Source organism: Aliiroseovarius sp. Z3 (assembly GCF_029105185.1).
Taxonomy (GTDB): Bacteria; Pseudomonadota; Alphaproteobacteria; order Rhodobacterales; family Rhodobacteraceae; genus Aliiroseovarius.
Genome location: NZ_JAFMZK010000001.1, coordinates 216,913 through 233,145 on the forward strand (window position 1 = coordinate 216,913; position 16,233 = coordinate 233,145).

Here is a 16,233-nt window from a genome sequence, read left to right on the forward strand (position 1 = left end):
CGCCGGGGCAAGGTCAACGAGGTTTTGCCCTGCGCCTCGCGTTTTTCTTGCGGCTAGAACATCACCCCGACCAGCCAAAGCGTGATGCCCGGAAAGGCAACCAAAATCACAACGCGGATCAGGTCGGACAAAACGAAGGGCGCGACCCCGCGATAAGTCGCGGACATCGGAATGTCACGCGCCATCGAATTGATAATGAACAGGTTCATCCCGACCGGAGGCGTGATCAATCCGACCTCGACCACGATCAGCGCGAGGATGCCGAACCAGATGCCGGCCTCTTCCGGGGTCAGGCCGAAATCCAAGACCTCGATGATCGGATAGAAGATCGGGATGGTCAGAAGGATCATCGACAGGCTGTCCATCACGCAGCCGAAGATCAGATAGGCAATCAGCATCATGGCCAGCACAACCAGCGGCGCAAAGCCCTGTGCGGACACCCAATCGGCCAGCATCTGCGGCGCTTGTGTGAAGGCAAGGAACGAATTGAAAATCTGCGCGCCCAGCACGATGAAAAAGATCATTGCGGTGGATTGGGCTGTGGCAAGGATGCTTTCCAACAGCCCCTTCCATGTCAGCCCACCGGTCATCGCACCGTAAAGCCCCGTCGCAACGGCCCCGACAGCGGCACCTTCTGTCGGCGTGAACAGGGCCTGCACCCCAGGTTTCACCCAGTTCCAGTCCGCGGCGATCCCGCCCATCACCAGACCGAATATCACCACCACCGGCCAGATCGACAGCAACGTCCGAAACCGATGTGCATAGGGCATACGTTCGGCGGTCGTGGCACTGTCTGGGTTGATACGCACCATAACGGCCACAGTCAGCATGTAACCAAGCGCCGCGAGGATACCGGGCACAAGGGCGGCAATGAACATTTTTACAATATTCTGCTCGGTCAGGATCGCATAGATCACCAGGATGACCGATGGCGGGATCAGGATGCCCAAGGTTCCGCCTGCGGCCAGCACACCTGTTGACAAGGCGTCGGAATAGCCCCGCTTGCGCATCTCGGGCAAGGCCACCTGCCCCATCGTGGACGCCGTCGCCAGCGACGAGCCACACACCGCGCCAAAGCCCGCACAAGCGCCGACCGCCGCCATTGCGACACCACCTTTACGGTGCCCAAGCCAATCGCTTGCCGCTTCGAACAGCGCGCCGGACATGCCGGACTTGGTGGCAAACTGCCCCATCAGCAAGAACAGCGGCACGATGGACAGCGAATAGCTGGAAAACGTGTCGTAAGACAGCGTCTTCAGCTGGCTGAGCGTTACGGAAGGATGCCCCATCATGTACCAGATGCCGAAAAACCCTGTCAGCCCCATCGCAAGACCGATGGGCAGGCGCAGGAAGATGGCCAGCAGCATCAGGGCAAAGGCGACAATCGCCAGTTCAATTCCGGTCATACCCGTTCCTCCTTGCCATCAAGCACCCAGTTGAAGGACCGCCAGACCGAATATGCTGCAACGATCAGAAAAAAGGCCGCGCCGATCAGGCACAAGCCAAAGGGGATCCAAAGCGGGATCTCAAGCTCATAGGTGCTTTCTGGAAAGAAGGGTTTGTCGCCCATACCAAGCGCAGTGCGCAGCCCTTCCGAGCCGAAGGGAAACTTCTCGCCAAACCCCAGCCACAACCGCCACAGAATGATAAACGCCGCGCCAGTCAGGAACAGATCGCCAATCAGACCGAGGATCGCCTGTATCCTGTCCGGCAGCTTGGAAATGAATATGTCAACGGTCACATGACCGCGTTTGAGCTGACACCATGGCATGAAGGCGAATACCGCGACGGCACATCCCATTTCAACAATCTCATAATCGCCTTTGACAGGGTCAAGGCCAAAGCCCGAAAGCGTCCGACCGATGATCGAGACCACCGTTGTCAGTGCGATCGCGACCAGAATGGCACCCCCGGAATATGCCATCCAGCGGCTGGCAAATTCCATCATGCGACCCACCCGCACCTGTGCTGTCTTTGCGATTGCCACGACTGCCCCCTTCATCCGGTGATGCACAGTTGAACATAGCCTGCGCACATAAAAAGGCTTCGGGCACGCCTTGTTGCCCGAAGCCACATCCCTCAACGATCAGTTGTCGGAATATTTCGCGACCAGCTCCTTGGCCAAGGCTACCATGCCTTCACCATCCAGGCCCTTCGATGTCATGTCCGCGGCCCAGGCTTCTGTTTGCTGGTCGCCCAAAGCACGGATTTCGGCAACGACAGCAGGATCGAGTTGGTGAATGTTGTTGCCCGAACCCGCCACGATCTCGCGCCCGATCACGTCACCTTTGTCGAAGGACGCGCCGGCCCAGCCCGACGTCTCAAGGCCCGAGTTGGCGTCGATCACGGCTTTCAGGTCATCCGGCAGGTTTGCATAGGTGTCCTTGTTCATCGCCCAGATGAAGAACGTGTTGTAAAGTGAGCGGTCACCCGGGAATTCAGTGTGGCTGTCAGCCAATTCATGCAGCTTCAGCGGCGGCACGATTTCCCATGGGGTCACACCCCCGTCGACCACGCCTTTCGACAAGGATTCGGGGAAGGTCGGCATGGGCATCCCGACGGGGGATGCGCCAAGGGCCTCGAGCAGCGCATTGGCCTGACGCGACGGGCCACGCAGCTTCAAGCCCTGAAAATCGTCCAGCGCCATGACAGGCTCGCCTTTCTTGTGGACAATACCGGGGCCATGAACATGGGTTGCCAACAGTTTGACGTCTCCCATCCGCTCCATCAGATATTTTTCCGAAAACTCCCACGCGGCTTTCGACGATGCCTCGGCGTCACGGCTGGTCATGAACGGCAGTTCGAATGCCTCGGCTTCGGGGAAGCGACCCGGTGTATAGGCGGGCAGCGCCCAGCCACAGTCGATCACCCCATCGCGGATCTGATCATAAAGCGCCTGGGGCTTACCGCCCAGTTGCATGGCTGGGTACAGCTCAACCTTGATCCGACCACCGGATTCCTTCTCCACCTTCTCGGCCCAGGGCGTCATGAAGTAGAGCGGCGTTGACCCTTTCGGCGGCAAGAAGTGCTGACAGCGCAACGTGACCTCTTGCGCGAAGCTGGCACCTGCGGTCAAACTCAGGGCAACAGCACCGGCAAAAGCAGTTTTCATGGTGAATTTCATATCGCTTCCTCCCAAACGCGAACTATGTCCGGTCCGCCACGGTGGCTCCTCCACCCCGCAGACAGACCGATAAAAACAGGCTCGTCCCCGTCACGCAAGTATTATCGACTGATTGGTCGGGTTTGTTTGTGATCCTGTCGCTGAAATATTCGTAACCAAAACTCGTTGCATGCGCAACAACCATATAAACATGGTGCTTTTTCTGATGTTTAACGCATGAAATAAAGGCGATGGCGCAGCCGGTCGCTTGCCGGCCGGTTCAAATTTCGAACCGTTCAAAAAGAATCACTGCTTACAGCCGTTCCGCAGAAAACGTGTCACAGCTCCGCATATCGCCGCTTTCGAACCCACGCACAAACCAGCTTTGGCGCTGTTCAGAGGTGCCGTGGGTGAAAGTGTGCGGCATGGGCACACGACCAGAGTTGCGCTGCAACGTATCGTCGCCAATCTGGCGGGCCGCATTCATTGCTTCGGCAATATCGCCACGCTCCAGCGTGCCGAAGCGGGCCTGCGCCTCGCGTGCCCAGATGCCCGAATAGCAATCGGCCTGAAGCTCGATCCTGACCGAGATCGCGTTCGCCTCGGCAGTGCTGACCTGCGCGCGGATTGAATTTGCCTGCCCCAGAATACCCAGCTCGTTCTGCACGTGGTGGGCCACTTCATGCGCCACCACATAGGCCGCTGCAAAATCGCCTTTTGCCCCCAACTGGCGCGACAGCGTGGTGAAAAACGCGGTATCCAGATAGACTTTGCGATCACCGGGGCAATAGAACGGCCCGGTGGCCCCCGATGCGCCACCGCACGGGCTTTGGGTGACACCTTTGAACAATACCAGCGTCACCGGATTATAGGGTTGCCCGACCTGAGTGCGAAACAGTTCGTCCCACACCTCTTCCGTATCCGCCAGGGTGACCGAGACAAACTCGCCTTCCTGCCGGTCGGCCTCGGTAATCTCGCCGCCGCCGCTACTGCTCAGCGTGCCGCCGCCCTGAAGGAAGGGTGTCACATCCACGCCAAGGAAATACCCGATGGCCAGCACCGCCAACAAACCAAGCCCGCCAACCTGCGCCGCGCCACCGGCACGCCTGCGATCCTCTATGTTCCGACTTCCGCGCCGACCTTGCCATTTCATCTTGATATTCCTTTTACCCACCCGAGAACCGAAGTATCGGACCAATACGCAATCGTTTCACAACCAGTTTACCGGCCAAACCACTTCTATCAAGACATGATAACCCGCCTGTCCCTTGACCTTGCGCACGGGGCATGGTTCGTGAACAAAAACACGAGGCACGCAGATGATCAGGCGTCTTTATGATTGGACGATGGGTTTGGCAGACACCCGCCACGCGCTATGGGCGCTGGCGGTGGTGTCATTTCTGGAAAGCTCGGTCTTTCCGATCCCACCCGATGTCCTGATGATCCCGATGATCATCGCCCGCCCCTCGCGCGCCTTTGTGATCGCCACCGTGGCCTTGGTGTCCTCGGTCATTGGTGGGGCGTTTGGCTATTTCATCGGCTGGGGGCTTTATGAAAGCGTCGGCCAGCCGGTGCTGGAGTTTTATGGCAAAACTGCCGAATTTGGCCATTTCGCCGAGACCTATAACCAATGGGGCGCCTGGGCGGTGCTGATCGCCGGCGTCACCCCGTTCCCCTATAAGGTCATCACGATCCTGTCGGGATCGACCGGGCTGAATTTCGGCATCTTCATGGTGGCCAGCGTGATCGCGCGCGGTCTGCGTTTCTTCATCGTTGCCGCATTGTTGTGGAAATTCGGCGCACCCATTCGTGATTTCATCGAACGTCGATTGGGCTTGATGTTCATCCTGTTCGTGGTGATCCTGCTTGGCGGCTTCTATCTGGTGAAATACCTATGAGATTTCTCGACCGTTTCTCGACCTCGCAGCTTATTGCCTTTGCCGCCGTCTCGTCTGCGCTGATCCTTGGCGGTGCCTTCGTCTTTCAGGCCTTGGGCTTTGCGCCCTGCAAGCTGTGCCTGTGGCAAAGATGGCCCCATGCCGCCGCCATCGTGATCGGTGGTCTGGCCCTGTCCACCAAACAGAAAGCTCTTGCCTGGATCGGTGCGTTGGCAGCCGCGACCACCTCGGCACTTGGGTTTTACCATTCAGGCGTCGAGCGTAAGCTGTGGGAAGGCCCCTCGGCTTGCACCGGCGGCGGGGTGGCCGATCTGTCGGTCGATGACCTGTTGTCGAAGATCAACGAGGCCCCCCTGATCCGCTGCGACGAGATTCCGTGGGAGATGTTTGGCATCACCATGGCAAACCTGAACGCGGTGGGATCGCTGGTTTTGGCTATCATCTGGGTTGTGGCCGCGACGCGGAAGACCTGATCAGTCCTGCTTGCCCCTAAGCAACTGGCGCAGAATCCCGTGAAAAATCTGCACGTCGGCGCGGGTCATCGGCATCCGGCTCCACATATTCCTGAGCGTGGTCTTCATCACCGGCGCCTTGGTCGGCGGATAAAAGAACCCAGCCTCGTCCAGACGGGTTTCATAATGCTCGGCCAGTTTCTCGATCTCGATGGCTTGCGCGCGTTCGGACCCCGCCCATTCCATCACGTCGTGGCTCACCTCGGCGGTCTGGCGGCGCCATTCATACGCGGTCAGAAGCACGCATTGCGCCAGGTTCAGGGACGCAAATTCCGGGTTCACCGGGACCGAGATGATGGCGTTGGCGCGCGCCACCTCGTCATTCTCCAATCCAGTCCGCTCTGGCCCGAACAGGATGGCAACCTTCTTGCCCGCAGCCCGCATCGCGCGGGCTTCGGCCATCGCGCGTTCGGGGCTGAGGATCGGTTTTGCCAAATCGCGCGAACGTGCTGTCGTGGCATAGACATAATCGCAATCGCCGATCCCGTCAGCAAGGGTTTCATAGACCCCTGCCCCATCCAGCACCCGACCGGCCCCTGATGCCATGGCAACCGCGGACGGGTTCGGCCAGCCGTCACGTGGGGCGATGATCCGCATCCGCTCAAGCCCGAAATTCAGCATCGCCCGCGCCGCCGCACCGATATTTTCACCCATTTGTGGGCGCACCAGCACGATTTCTGGCTGCGGCCCAAGAATACCCGTCTTTTGATCCGCCACCGCCGACCCTTCCTTTTGATTGGGCGCGTGATACGCTGAGTGCAGGATCAGGGCAAGCACGAGGTCTATCATGGCGTATGACGAAGGGCTCTACGAACTTCTCAAGGACGATCTGGCCGAGCGTCAGGGGCTGGTCGAGAAACGAATGTTCGGCGGCATTGCCTTCATGCTGAATGGAAATATGCTGTGTGGGGTGCATAAGGACGGGGCGATGTATCGCGTCGGCAAGGACAATGAAGCCGCTGCGCTGGCCGTGCCGGGGGCAAAACCGATGGCGTTCACGGGGCGGCGCATGGGGGGCTTCATTGAAGCGGGATCCGAGGCGATGGCGGCAGACGATGCTCGCGCTGCGTTGCTGCGCATGGCGCTGGAATATGTCACCGCGTTGCCTCCTAAGTGACGCGCAACCTCTTGTCAGGCTTGCAAAGACGCTCTAGCCGTCTATGAAGCTGCAAACACCCCACGAAGAGGATCGCGCGCGATGGCCGAGACAGACATTGAACTTCCCCAGCTCTATCTTGTGACCCCGCCCGAGTTTGAACTGTCGCGCTTTCCCGAACAGTTGGCCCATGTGCTGGACAGTCACGACACGGCCTGCCTTCGTCTGTCGCTGGCCACATCGGACGAGGACCGCATCATGCGCGCCGCCGACGCCTGCCGCGAGGTTGCCCATGCCCGCGACGTGCCCATCGTGATCGCGGAACACGCGCTGATGGTCGAACGTCTTGGGCTGGATGGCGTGCATCTGGGCGACGGCGCGCGCCGGGTGCGCAAGACCCGCGACGATCTGGGGGCTGATGCCATTGTCGGTGCGTTTTGCACCGCCTCGCGCCATGACGGCATGACAGCAGGGGAAGTCGGTGCGGATTACGTGAGCTTTGGGCCTGCAGGCGCAAGCGGGCTTGGCGATGGCACCCGCGCAGAAGCCGACCTGTTTGACTGGTGGTCAAAGATGATCGAAGTGCCTGTGGTGGCCGAGGGCGCGTTGGACGAAGACACCATTCGCACCCTGACCCCCTTCACCGATTTCTTTGCCATTGGCGAAGAAATCTGGCGCACGGATGATCCGTCGTCGGCGTTGGCCCGCCTGATGGCCGCAATGGAAGGCTAGGCCGGTTCGACGTTCAACCTGCCCAAACCGTCCCGGACAGCGGCTTCGCAATGGGCCGCAAGATCTTTCCGACTGGCAAATTCAGACACTTTAACCGGCGTGTGATACTTCACCTCGACGCGGCCTTGCCTGCGGGCCGCGAGCGTTTGCACCAGATGTGGCGCGAACCCCATGTCACCCCACCAGCCATAAAATCGCGGATCGGCGCCTTCAGGCGCGACATAGCGCACCGTCACCGGCTGCACCCACATGAAATCGCGCAACTCAGGCGCAAAGAACGCCGCGAAAAGCGTTGACTTAAATGGCAGGACACGGCGCGAGTCGCTGGATGTGCCTTCCGGGAAGAACAGCAGCTTGTGCCCGGCCTGAAGGCGCTGGCGGAAGATTTCGATCTGTTGTGTGGCCTCGCGCCGGTCGCGGTTGATAAACACGGTGCCCGTCGCACGCGCCAGCCAGCCAATGCCGGGCCAGTCTGCGACCTCGGATTTCGACACGAAGTAAACGCGCTTCTTGGCATTGAGCGAGAAGATATCAAGCCACCCCGCATGGTTCGCCACCACCGCCCCTTTTTGTCGCATTGGCGTTCCGATCGTCTTGAACGGGATACCAAGGATCAAGAAGGCCATACGACAGACAAACTGCGTGATATGTGGCGTAAAGGGGCGCTTGATCCCGAAAAATGGCCGCTCGATCAGGCGGATCAACAGCAGAACACCCAAACCGCCGAACACCAGCACCGCCAGTGGAAACCCGCGCGCAATAATTCGCAGCCAATCCGCGCCGGACGGATGGAAGGCATGCGGCTCTGGTTCGCCCTGCCAGAGGGCCGTCATACGCGCGCCTTTCCAGCGTATATTGCTTTGTGTTTCGCGCTCATCTGCTTGGTATCCATGATCAGACACACATCGGTCGTGTTGAAATCATGATCAATATAGGCACCATCGCCCACAAAGCCACCCAATCGCAGATAGGCCTTGATCAACGAAGGCACAGCCCGCATCGCCGCAGGCCGGTCGATCTGGGCCTGGTCCATCAGGTTCATCGATTGGTAATGTGCAGCTTGCGCCTTGACCCGCAATGCCTCGGGGGCCAGATGGCGATGGTGTAGCAATGACAACGGGGCAGCCAACGCATCAATATCGGTGCCGTGAAACGAGGCGACACCGAACAGCAGATCAATCTCGTGCTGCGTCACGTAATCCGCCAGTCCGGTCCACAGAACCATCATGGCATGTCCCCCACGGTAATCCGGATGAAGGCAGGAACGGCCCAGTTCCAACAGCTTTCGACCGGACGTCCGCAAGGGTGTCAGGTCGTATTCATCCTCGGAATAGAACCGCGACACGGCATGTTCGGACGTCGACAGGTTGTCCCCGTTCAGCAGACGGTAAACACCCACCGCGGGACACCCTTCCCGCGCCTGATCGAACAGGATCAGATGATCAAAATAGGGGTCAAACGCATCGCGTTCCAATCGGGCGTCGTGATCGACCAGATCACCTGTGCCGCCCAATTCGTCGACAAAAACATCATATCGCAACCGCTGGGCCGCGATCAGGTCAGCCTCATCCCGGGCCAGACGCAGGACAAAATCGGGTTCAGTCATCGTCATTAACGTTTTGCTAACTTTGCTGGGCTTTTATGGCGATGGGTTCGGGTTTGCAACAGAGCGGGCAATCCCCTAGGTTGTTTGACAGCATATCAACTTACTTTAGGTTGACTTCGGAGGTTCGAAAACAGGGATGAGGTCAATGCGCTCAGAAACAATCACCTGCTTCCCGGCATGTTCGAAATTCACGGTGATCTTGCCGCCGATGTTGGACTGCACTTGTCCAAGGCCCCAATCGGACTTCTGGGGATGACGCACCAGCATACCCGGTTCCAGCAGCGATCCCATATTCATCCCTATCCCTTTCCAAGGCATCTTCCATGACACAACAAGACCGCGACCTGACTGCGCTTATCGGCTCTCGTATCTGCCATGATCTTATCAGCCCTCTGGGGGCAATCGGCAATGGGGTTGAATTGTTGCAGCTTTCCGGGATGGCGGATAGCCCGGAAATGGCGTTGATTGCTGAAAGCGTCACCAACGCCAACCTGCGCATTCGTTATTTTCGGGTGGCGTTCGGCGCAGCCGACGACGATCAACTGATTGCGGAAAATGAAATTCGCGCTGTTCTGGCGCCCGGTGTGGATGGCCGCAAGATCGAAGTGGATTGGCGCCCAAATGGCAGCCAACCGCGAAGTGCTGTCAAGCTGGCATTTCTGGTCCTCCAATGCTTTGAGACCGCGATGCCCTGGGGCGGGCATGTCGATGTGCGGTTTGATGGCGAGCATTGGAGAATTCGTGGACAGGCCGACAAGATCAAACTGGACCATGAATTGTGGGCCATGCTGACCACCCAGCAGGGCACCACCGACGTGCCCCCCGCGCAGGTGCATTTCGCCCTGATCGCGCCGGAACTGGCACGCCAGAAGCGCAGCATGGGTGTCACACTGTCCGAACATTCGATCAGTGTGGAATTCTAGCGGGATCAGGCGCGGATCGTCCCGTCGCCTTCGACCAGATACTTGAACGACGTAAGCTGTGCGGCCCCCACCGGCCCGCGCGCATGCATTTTACCGGTGGCGATGCCGATCTCGGCGCCCATGCCAAACTCGCCCCCATCGGCAAACTGAGTCGAGGCATTGCGCATCAGGATCGCGCTGTCGAGCCGGGTGAAGAACCGTTCAGCAGTCACGTCATTTTCCGTCAGGATCGCATCGGTGTGCGAGGACGAGTATCGGTTGATATGGTCAATCGCCGCATCCACATCGTCCACGATCCTGGCGGCGATGATGCTGTCCAGAAACTCCTTACCCCAGTCGTCATCGGTGGCAGCGACCGTGCCGGTCAGGCCCGCACCCGCATGGACCTCGACCCCCGCATCCATCAGATCGTTTAGGATTTTTTGCCCGAGGGCCACCGTGTCGCGGTGCACTAAAAGACACTCCGCTGCACCGCAGATCCCTGTTCGCCGTGTCTTGGCATTCATCACCACACGCGCGGCCTTGTCCGGGTCCGCATCCTTGTCGAGATAGATATGCACGATGCCTTCCAGATGGGCAAAGACCGGCACACGGGCTTCGCGCTGCACCAGCCCGACCAGCCCCTTGCCACCGCGCGGCACAATCACGTCGATATAGTCCGTCATGGTCAGCATCTCACTGACCGCCGCGCGGTCACGGGTCGGCACGCGCTGGATCGCATCTTCGGGCAGACCGGCAGCACGCAACCCGTCTTGCAGACAGGCATGGATCAACCCGGCGGAGTGAAAGCTCTCGGACCCGCCGCGCAGGATCACAGCGTTGCCCGCCTTCAGACAAAGCGCACCGGCATCCGCCGTGACGTTCGGGCGGCTTTCATAGATCACGCCGATCACGCCCAAAGGCGTGCGCACGCGTTTGATGTGCAGGCCCGTGGGCTGATCCCACTCCGCCAGCACCTCGCCCACCGGGTCAGCCTGGCGGGCCACCGCGCGCAGCCCGTCGCACATGCCCTTGATACGATCCTCGTCCAGCATCAGCCGGTCCAGCATCGCGGGCGACAGGCCCTTGTCGCGCCCGAACGCCATATCCTTTTCGTTGGCCGCAACGATCTCGGCCCGCCGGTCCCAACAGGCATCGGCGGCAGCCAGCAGCGCCTTTTCCTTGGCCTCGGCTGGGGCGAAGGCAAGATCCTTGGCCGCGGCCCGCGCGCGGCGGCCAATCTCGGTCATCATGGCGGTGATGTCTTCGCTCATATCTGGTCTCCGTCTGCTTGGTCGTCCGCCCTTAAAGGGCCATGTCGTCACGATGGATCAGGGCGGCGCGGCCCGGATAACCCAGGATCGCCTCGATCCGGTCGGACCGTTGGCCTTTGATGGCCCGCGCCTCGTCCGCGGTGTAACGGCTCAGCCCTGCGCCCAGATGGGTGCCATCGGGGCCATGTATCTCGATCGGGTCGCCGCGCTGGAAATCGCCGCGCACATCCGCAACACCGGCGGGCAGAAGCGACTTGCCCGAGCGCAAAGCCCGCTCGGCCCCCTGATCGACCGTCACCGCACCGCGCGCTTTCATCGAGGCGATCCAGTGTTTGCGCGCCGCCTTGGGGTCGGTGCGTGCCGTGAACAGCGTGGCCGCCTCCCCCGCCTCAAGCGCAGACAGCGGACTGGTGCGCGACCCAAGCGTGATGGTCATGTCACAGCCCGCGCCGGTTGCGGTTTTCGCGGCCATCAACTTGGTCTTCATGCCGCCTTTCGACAGCCCGGTGCCCGCGTCGCCCGCCATCGCCTCGATCTCAGGCGTGATGGTGTCGATCACGTCATAGCGCGTGGCGGCGGGATCGTCCTTGGGGTTGCCGGAATAAAACCCGTCCACATCAGACAAAAGCACCAGATGATCTGCGCCAACCGTAACAGCGACCTGTGCAGCCAGACGATCATTGTCACCAAAGCGGATTTCATCGGTGGCGACCGTGTCATTTTCATTCACAATTGGCACAACACCCAGTGACAGAAGGGTTTCCAACGTCGCGCGGGTGTTCAGATAGCGCCTGCGGTCGGCGCTGTCCTCCAACGTGACAAGAACTTGCGCGGTGGTCGCACCCAGCGGCGCTAATGCTTCTTCGTAAGCCCGTGCCAGCCGGATTTGTCCAACCGCAGCCGCGGCTTGTGATTGTTCCAACGACAAGGTGCCTGCAGGCAGCCCCAACACGCCGCGCCCCAGTGCGATAGACCCCGAAGACACCAACACAACATCCGCGCCCCGCGCCTTCAACGCGGCCACATCAGCGGCCAGCGATTGCAACCAGTCAGACTTCAATGCCCCGGACGCGACATCGACCAGAAGCGCCGAGCCGATCTTGACAACAATCCGATTGGCATCGGTCAGGGTTGCCACGTCTGTTTCTCCTCTTGGGGTTTCTGGCGGATGCGGTCGTCCGAGATCTGTTTGCGCAGGGCCCGCAGCACGTCGGTCGTGCCTTCATGGGCAACACCAGACATCATCATCACAGGGCCTGCCGCCGCCTCAAGCGCCTTGCGCTTTTCGGCACGTTCCTCGTCATCCAATGCGTCGATTTTGTTCAGAACCGTGACACGGGGCTTGCCACCCAGAATGTCCCCATAGGCTTCGATTTCGGTGATAATGGTCTGCCAATCCTCCACCACGTCTTCGGCGGTGCCATCGACCAGGTGCAACAGAACCGAGCACCGCTCGACATGGCCAAGGAACAGATCACCAAGACCGCGCCCTTCGGACGCCCCCTCGATCAGGCCGGGAATGTCGGCCACAACAAACTCTTCCCCATCCACGCCGACCACGCCCAGATTGGGGTGCAGGGTGGTGAACGGGTAATCCGCGATCTTGGGGCGCGCATTCGACGTGGCGGCAAGAAAGGTCGATTTGCCCGCATTGGGCAGACCCAGCAGGCCAACATCCGCGATCAGCTTAAGGCGCAGCCAGATCGTGCGCTCGACCCCCTCTTGCCCAGGATTGGCGCGACGTGGGGCGCGGTTGGTCGAGCTGGTGAAATGCAGGTTGCCAAAGCCGCCATTGCCGCCCTTGGCCAGCACGAAACGCTGCCCGACCTCGGTCATGTCGGCGATCACAGTGTCCTGATCTTCATCCAGAATTTCGGTCCCGACGGGCACCCGCAGGACGATGTCATCACCGTCCGGGCCGGTGCGCTGCTGCCCCATGCCGGGGCGCCCGTTGCCTGCGAAAAAATGCTGTTGATAACGAAAGTCGATCAGAGTGTTCAGCCCATCGACCACCTCGACCACCACGTCACCGCCGCGCCCGCCATCGCCCCCATCGGGGCCGCCATATTCTATGAATTTTTCGCGCCGAAATGACACGCAGCCCCCGCCGCCGGACCCGGAACGGATATAGACCTTTGCGAGATCGAGGAATTTCATGGGGCATACGCCTTTTCTGGTTACGGTATTGGCGATAGAGGGAAATGAGCCGAGGCTCAAGAGTTCAAGGCGGTTTGCGGTGCAAACAGCTTATGGATGTGATGGTCGTGGCAAGCTGAAACTGCGCAGGGGAAAATCGCCATTGCGCGCCGTGCACCTGCCCGTTGTCGGTTCGATTTCCACAAACCCCAGCTTGGACAACACCCGCACCGAAGCCGGATTGTCTTCAAACACCGTCGCACCAATCGCATCCCAATCGTATCGCGACCAAACATGCGCGATCAGTTTCTTCCCCATCTCGGAAGCGAACCCTTTGCCCCAATGATCCGGCGCGAACATGTAACCGAGTTCCGGACCGCCTTCGTCGCGACACATGACACCCATGGCTCCGACAAGTTCCCGGTTGTGAAACACCGGACCAGCCATGCCCACCGCCGGGTCGCAGGGGATGCAACGCGATTTCGTGAACGCGGGATCTGCGGGCCACGGCCAGCTTGCGGTCATGCGCACCACGTCGAAATGCGACACCAGCGCGTGGAAGGCATCTGCATCCGCGGGTTGTGCGCGGCGCATCATCAAACGCTCGGTGATCAAACGGGTCATCATTCGCGCAACGCCCAATCCGACTGACTTAGCTCGACTTTTATCAGTTCAACATCAATGCCTTGAGAAGCACAGTTGACGTGTTCAACCACGCCCGTGTGGCGAAATCCAAGGGATTGCAACACGGCGCGCGACGCGTGATTGCCGGCGAAGTAGCCCGATCCGATCTGGTCGATCTCAAGATTTGTAAACGCCCAGTCGACCAATGCTCTTGCCGCCTCGGTCATCACACCGCGCCCCTGATGCGCGCGTCCCAACCAATAACCAAGCGTCGGATCAAGCCCGACCACCCCCAAGACCTGCCCGTGTTCTTCAATCGCCAGTCCGCCCAGCGGCGATGTGTCGGCCAGATGGGCCAGAAACCCGTTGAAATCTGCAAGCGTATAGGGATGCGGCACGACGGTCAGCCAGCGCGCAACCTCGTAGTCGTTAAGCAGGCTGACCACCTGATCGCCATCCCCGACCGTCAGCGGACGAAGCGTCAACCGCCCCGCCCTGATGCCAAAATCATGTTTCATGGCAGGCTGTTACAGCATCTTCCTGATATAGGTCCAGGTTGGCACATTGGCGTTACGCGCAACGCAATGGCTTTCCGCATCCCCGATATATTCGAACCCCGCATGGGTCAGCACACGGGCCGAGGCCGCGTTGTCCTGAAACACCTCGGCAAAGATCGATGTGTTTTCCTGTGGGTTCGCAGCGACGATTGCCTGCACGGCTTCCGACGCGATCCCGGTGTTCCAGAACCCCGGCGCGACCCAATATCCAAGTTGGGATTGTGCCCGATCCAGATGGGTCAGGCTGATCACACCCAGAACCTCGCGCCCATCGGCGCGGGCGGCGTCCATCACCCAGACATCTTCCCGGCGCCCATCCTGCAACGATCGTTCGATGAACGCCTCGGTCGTGCCGGGCGGCAGAGGGTGCGGGATCGACCGCGTGCCGGAAGCCACACGCTCGTCCGCCGTGTACATGGACAGCATCCCCACATCCGAACGGCGGACAGGGCGGAGCACAAAGCGGTCCGCCTCAATCAGCGGCTGGCGTGTGATCTCAACATGCTTCATGGCTTTCCCTCCTCTGAAAAGCGCAGAACACACCGGGTTGGTCAGTTCTTCCTCGTGGACATATCGCAGGATATGGGGGGCAATAAGACCAAAATGTGATTTCCCAGTGAATGGCAGATAGGTATTTGAAACAAAAAGAAAAGGGGCCGGCTATCACAGCCGGCCCCTGGTTTTTCACAACCTTGTCAGGTTCGGCTTACTCAGCGGCCTCCGCCACCGGGAGAACCGAAATAAAGGTGCGGCCTTTCAGGCCCTTATGGAATTGGACGTGACCTTCAACGGTCGCGAAGATCGTGTGATCCTTGCCCATGCCCACATTGGCGCCCGGCCACATTTTCGTGCCGCGCTGACGCACGATGATATTGCCCGGAATCACGACTTCACCGCCGTATTTCTTGACGCCAAGGCGACGACCGGCTGAGTCGCGGCCGTTACGGGATGAACCGCCTGCTTTTTTATGTGCCATGCTATCTCTCCTTAGCTCAGATTAGGCCAGCGTTTTGGCCTGCTCAACCCACTCGGGCTTGATTTTGACAGCGTCAAAGCTGTCAGCGTCAACGGCCGCAAGCTGGGCGAAGGTGGTGATGCCGGCTTCGGCCAGCTTCTTGGCGGCGGCGGGGCCGACACCGGTGATTGCTGTCAGGTCATCCGATGCAGCGGCTGCCGGAGCTTCCGCTTTCTCGGGCGCAGCCTTTTTCGCAGCAGCTTTCTTGGCCGGAGCAGCAGCAACGCCACCCGAAACCGAACCTGCGCCGATGGCGGCTTTCACACCCGACTTGTCCGCACCTTTTTCAAGGATGTCGGTCACACGCAGGAGCGTCAGTTGTTGACGGTGACCCTTGGTACGCTTCGAGCTGTGCTTACGGCGACGCTTCACGAAGTGAATGACTTTCTCGCCTTTGATCTGGTCGATAACCTCGGCCTGCACGCCAGCACCAGACACGGTGGGGGTGCCGACGGTTGCACCAACCATCAGAATCTCGTTGAACTGGACTTTTTCGCCCGCTGCAGCTGCCAGCTTTTCGACGCGCAGAACGTCGCCAGCCTGGACTTTATACTGCTTGCCGCCGGTTTTCAGAACCGCAAACATTTGATCTTCCTTCATATTCCGCGTTCTGTGGCCCCGGATAACCGGCGTTTGACGAAGGGAGGATCCCTTCACTTACCTCGAACAGCGCGCCCCGATGGGCAAAGTTAAACACGCCCACTCGGGAATTTCCCGGTAGGAGTGGCGGCTTATCGGGTGAAATCGCCTGCAAGTCAAGCCGGTTTCCAAGGAAATT

21 protein-coding genes are annotated in these 16,233 nt (G+C 59.8%); 5 read left to right on the forward strand and 16 right to left on the reverse strand.

The window, feature by feature from the left end:
- Positions 1 to 53 precede the first annotated feature (53 nt).
- From J3R80_RS01095 to J3R80_RS01110, 4 genes are all read right to left on the reverse strand, one after another.
- The gene (locus J3R80_RS01095; RefSeq protein ID WP_275391908.1) at positions 54 to 1,406 is read right to left on the reverse strand and encodes a TRAP transporter large permease; all 1,353 of its coding nucleotides are present in this window, start codon (positions 1,404 to 1,406) and stop codon (positions 54 to 56) included.
- Positions 1,403 to 1,987, reverse strand: coding sequence for a TRAP transporter small permease (locus tag J3R80_RS01100; protein WP_275391909.1), 585 nt, complete (start codon positions 1,985 to 1,987; stop codon positions 1,403 to 1,405). The genes J3R80_RS01095 and J3R80_RS01100 overlap by 4 nt, the downstream gene beginning before the upstream one ends.
- Before the next feature lie 99 nt (positions 1,988 to 2,086).
- Positions 2,087 to 3,124, reverse strand: a complete 1,038-nt coding sequence (locus J3R80_RS01105) for a TRAP transporter substrate-binding protein (protein ID WP_275391910.1) — start codon at positions 3,122 to 3,124, stop codon at positions 2,087 to 2,089.
- Between the two features lie 292 nt (positions 3,125 to 3,416).
- Entirely contained in the window at positions 3,417 to 4,256 is an 840-nt protein-coding gene (locus J3R80_RS01110; RefSeq protein WP_275391911.1) for a neutral zinc metallopeptidase, read from the reverse strand.
- A 166-nt stretch (positions 4,257 to 4,422) separates the two neighbouring features.
- Here J3R80_RS01110 and J3R80_RS01115 point away from each other — a divergent pair, with 166 nt between their 5' ends.
- A complete protein-coding gene (locus J3R80_RS01115) occupies positions 4,423 to 5,001 on the forward strand; it encodes a YqaA family protein (RefSeq protein WP_275391912.1) in 579 nt (192 codons plus the stop codon).
- Entirely contained in the window at positions 4,998 to 5,474 is a 477-nt protein-coding gene (locus tag J3R80_RS01120; RefSeq protein ID WP_275391913.1) for a disulfide bond formation protein B, read from the forward strand. Before J3R80_RS01115 ends, J3R80_RS01120 begins: the two co-directional genes overlap by 4 nt.
- On the opposite strand, the gene J3R80_RS01125 is transcribed toward J3R80_RS01120, so the two are convergent.
- A complete protein-coding gene (locus J3R80_RS01125) occupies positions 5,475 to 6,302 on the reverse strand; it encodes an RNA methyltransferase (RefSeq protein ID WP_275391914.1) in 828 nt (275 codons plus the stop codon).
- On the opposite strand from J3R80_RS01125, the gene J3R80_RS01130 reads away from it, so the two are divergent.
- Both J3R80_RS01130 and J3R80_RS01135 read left to right on the forward strand, forming a co-directional pair.
- The gene (locus J3R80_RS01130) at positions 6,301 to 6,630 is read left to right on the forward strand and encodes a TfoX/Sxy family protein (RefSeq protein WP_275391915.1); all 330 of its coding nucleotides are present in this window, start codon (positions 6,301 to 6,303) and stop codon (positions 6,628 to 6,630) included. The genes J3R80_RS01125 and J3R80_RS01130 overlap by 2 nt on opposite strands.
- Before the next feature lie 81 nt (positions 6,631 to 6,711).
- Positions 6,712 to 7,341: a thiamine phosphate synthase gene (locus J3R80_RS01135; RefSeq protein WP_275391916.1), complete on the forward strand. Its 630-nt coding sequence runs from the start codon at positions 6,712 to 6,714 to the stop codon at positions 7,339 to 7,341.
- On the opposite strand, the gene J3R80_RS01140 is transcribed toward J3R80_RS01135, so the two are convergent.
- The 3 genes from J3R80_RS01140 to J3R80_RS01150 form a co-directional block, all read right to left on the reverse strand.
- On the reverse strand, positions 7,338 to 8,174 hold the full coding sequence (locus J3R80_RS01140; RefSeq protein ID WP_275391917.1) for a lysophospholipid acyltransferase family protein: 837 nt from the start codon (positions 8,172 to 8,174) through the stop codon (positions 7,338 to 7,340). The genes J3R80_RS01135 and J3R80_RS01140 overlap by 4 nt on opposite strands.
- Positions 8,171 to 8,953, reverse strand: coding sequence for a GNAT family N-acyltransferase (locus J3R80_RS01145; RefSeq protein ID WP_275391918.1), 783 nt, complete (start codon positions 8,951 to 8,953; stop codon positions 8,171 to 8,173). Before J3R80_RS01145 ends, J3R80_RS01140 begins: the two co-directional genes overlap by 4 nt.
- Positions 8,954 to 9,052: 99 nt before the next feature.
- On the reverse strand, positions 9,053 to 9,244 hold the full coding sequence (locus J3R80_RS01150) for a DUF3553 domain-containing protein (RefSeq protein ID WP_275391919.1): 192 nt from the start codon (positions 9,242 to 9,244) through the stop codon (positions 9,053 to 9,055).
- A gap of 26 nt (positions 9,245 to 9,270) precedes the next feature.
- Here J3R80_RS01150 and J3R80_RS01155 point away from each other — a divergent pair, with 26 nt between their 5' ends.
- Positions 9,271 to 9,870 carry a histidine phosphotransferase family protein gene (locus J3R80_RS01155; RefSeq protein ID WP_275391920.1) on the forward strand — a complete coding sequence of 200 codons (600 nt, stop codon included), beginning with the start codon at positions 9,271 to 9,273 and terminating at the stop codon, positions 9,868 to 9,870.
- 5 nt (positions 9,871 to 9,875) lie between these two features.
- On the opposite strand, the gene J3R80_RS01160 is transcribed toward J3R80_RS01155, so the two are convergent.
- From J3R80_RS01160 to J3R80_RS01195, 8 genes are all read right to left on the reverse strand, one after another.
- Positions 9,876 to 11,123 (reverse strand): glutamate-5-semialdehyde dehydrogenase, encoded by a 1,248-nt coding sequence (locus tag J3R80_RS01160; protein ID WP_275391921.1) that lies wholly within the window; start codon positions 11,121 to 11,123, stop codon positions 9,876 to 9,878.
- 31 nt (positions 11,124 to 11,154) lie between these two features.
- Positions 11,155 to 12,261, reverse strand: coding sequence for a glutamate 5-kinase (proB, locus tag J3R80_RS01165; protein WP_275391922.1), 1,107 nt, complete (start codon positions 12,259 to 12,261; stop codon positions 11,155 to 11,157).
- The gene (gene obgE, locus J3R80_RS01170) at positions 12,249 to 13,280 is read right to left on the reverse strand and encodes a GTPase ObgE (protein WP_275391923.1); all 1,032 of its coding nucleotides are present in this window, start codon (positions 13,278 to 13,280) and stop codon (positions 12,249 to 12,251) included. Before obgE ends, proB begins: the two co-directional genes overlap by 13 nt.
- Positions 13,281 to 13,370: 90 nt before the next feature.
- Positions 13,371 to 13,883, reverse strand: a complete 513-nt coding sequence (locus J3R80_RS01175; protein WP_275391924.1) for a GNAT family N-acetyltransferase — start codon at positions 13,881 to 13,883, stop codon at positions 13,371 to 13,373.
- Entirely contained in the window at positions 13,883 to 14,401 is a 519-nt protein-coding gene (locus J3R80_RS01180) for a GNAT family N-acetyltransferase (RefSeq protein WP_275391925.1), read from the reverse strand. Before J3R80_RS01180 ends, J3R80_RS01175 begins: the two co-directional genes overlap by 1 nt.
- Positions 14,402 to 14,410: 9 nt before the next feature.
- Complete coding sequence (locus tag J3R80_RS01185) at positions 14,411 to 14,950, reverse strand: GNAT family N-acetyltransferase (protein WP_275391926.1); 540 nt, start codon at positions 14,948 to 14,950, stop codon at positions 14,411 to 14,413.
- A 196-nt stretch (positions 14,951 to 15,146) separates the two neighbouring features.
- Positions 15,147 to 15,416, reverse strand: a complete 270-nt coding sequence (gene rpmA / locus J3R80_RS01190; RefSeq protein WP_275391927.1) for a 50S ribosomal protein L27 — start codon at positions 15,414 to 15,416, stop codon at positions 15,147 to 15,149.
- Positions 15,417 to 15,437: 21 nt separating this feature from the next.
- Entirely contained in the window at positions 15,438 to 16,040 is a 603-nt protein-coding gene (locus J3R80_RS01195) for a 50S ribosomal protein L21 (RefSeq protein ID WP_275391928.1), read from the reverse strand.
- Positions 16,041 to 16,233 lie beyond the last annotated feature (193 nt).